Raw genomic sequence first — 1,864 nt, 5'->3', positions numbered from 1 at the left:
GGCATCGTTCTTTGAAAAGATTTACATAGACAGAGAAGTAGTACAAGAAGCGTCTGTTGCTATTAAATATAGTATCAGATGGGTAAAAGAAACGTCCTAGTTAATTTATTATAGGTGTATAAACTTGATATTACTGGATAATTAGTTCTGAGCAGATATTGAATTTAGATATATATATCACTATTTTATAGTGATGTTTATATATTCTTATAAAAGACATTTTACAATGGAGAGTTTGATCCTGGCTCAGGATGAACGCTAGCTATAGGCTTAACACATGCAAGTCGAGGGGAAACGGCATTATGTGCTTGCACATTTTGGACGTCGACCGGCGCACGGGTGAGTATCGCGTATCCAACCTGCCCTTTACTTGGGGATACCCCGTTGAAAGACGGCCTAATACCCGATGTAATTCATTGATGGCATCAGATATGAATAAAAGATTTATCGGTAAAGGATGGGGATGCGTCTGATTAGCTTGTTGGTGAGGTAAAGGCTCACCAAGGCAACGATCAGTAGGGGTTCTGAGAGGAAGGTCCCCCACATTGGAACTGAGACACGGTCCAAACTCCTACGGGAGGCAGCAGTGAGGAATATTGGTCAATGGGCGCAAGCCTGAACCAGCCAAGTAGCGTGCAGGAAGACGGCCCTATGGGTTGTAAACTGCTTTTATACGAGAATAATTTGATGCACGTGTGCGTTATTGCATGTATCGTATGAATAAGGACCGGCTAATTCCGTGCCAGCAGCCGCGGTAATACGGAAGGTCCAGGCGTTATCCGGATTTATTGGGTTTAAAGGGAGTGTAGGCGGTTTGTTAAGCGTGTTGTGAAATTTAGGTGCTCAACATTTAACTTGCAGCGCGAACTGTCAGACTTGAGTACACGCAACGTATGCGGAATTCATGGTGTAGCGGTGAAATGCTTAGATATCATGAAGAACTCCGATTGCGAAGGCAGCATACGGGAGTGTAACTGACGCTTAAGCTCGAAGGTGCGGGTATCGAACAGGATTAGATACCCTGGTAGTCCGCACAGTAAACGATGGATGCCCGCTGTTAGCGCCTGGCGTTAGCGGCTAAGCGAAAGCATTAAGCATCCCACCTGGGGAGTACGCCGGCAACGGTGAAACTCAAAGGAATTGACGGGGGCCCGCACAAGCGGAGGAACATGTGGTTTAATTCGATGATACGCGAGGAACCTTACCCGGGCTTGAATTGCAGAGGAATTATTTAGAGATAAATATGCCCTTCGGGGTCTCTGTGAAGGTGCTGCATGGTTGTCGTCAGCTCGTGCCGTGAGGTGTCGGCTTAAGTGCCATAACGAGCGCAACCCCTTTTCTTAGTTGCCATCAGGTAATGCTGGGCACTCTGGGAACACTGCCACCGCAAGGTGTGAGGAAGGTGGGGATGACGTCAAATCAGCACGGCCCTTACGTCCGGGGCTACACACGTGTTACAATGGCCGGTACAGAGGGATGGTGTAATGTAAATTGCATCAAATCTTAAAAGCCGGTCCCAGTTCGGACTGAGGTCTGCAACCCGACCTCACGAAGCTGGATTCGCTAGTAATCGCGCATCAGCCATGGCGCGGTGAATACGTTCCCGGGCCTTGTACACACCGCCCGTCAAGCCATGAAAGCCGGGGGTGCCTGAAGTTCGTAACCGTAAGGAGCGACCTAGGGCAAAACTGGTAATTGGGGCTAAGTCGTAACAAGGTAGCCGTACCGGAAGGTGCGGCTGGAACACCTCCTTTCTGGATAGGACTTTTATTTTTGTATTATCTAAATGTTTTATCACCATATAAATAATAGATATTAGGAAGTTTTCTCTTCTTGTACTCGCATCTTTGTTCTACAATATAGA

General features: G+C 47.1%; 1 rRNA gene. It reads left to right on the top strand.

The annotated features are described in order from the left end of the window. Positions 1–223: 223 nt before the first annotated feature. Positions 224–1,754, top strand: a 16S ribosomal RNA gene (locus HMPREF9144_RS12415). The last annotated feature ends 110 nt before the right edge of the window (positions 1,755–1,864 follow it).

Origin of the sequence: Prevotella pallens ATCC 700821 (assembly GCF_000220255.1) — a bacterium.
In the GTDB taxonomy this organism is placed as follows: domain Bacteria; phylum Bacteroidota; class Bacteroidia; order Bacteroidales; family Bacteroidaceae; genus Prevotella; species Prevotella pallens.
Note: the sequence above shows the minus strand (reverse complement) of the source record. Positions and strands in the feature narration are given on the sequence as shown.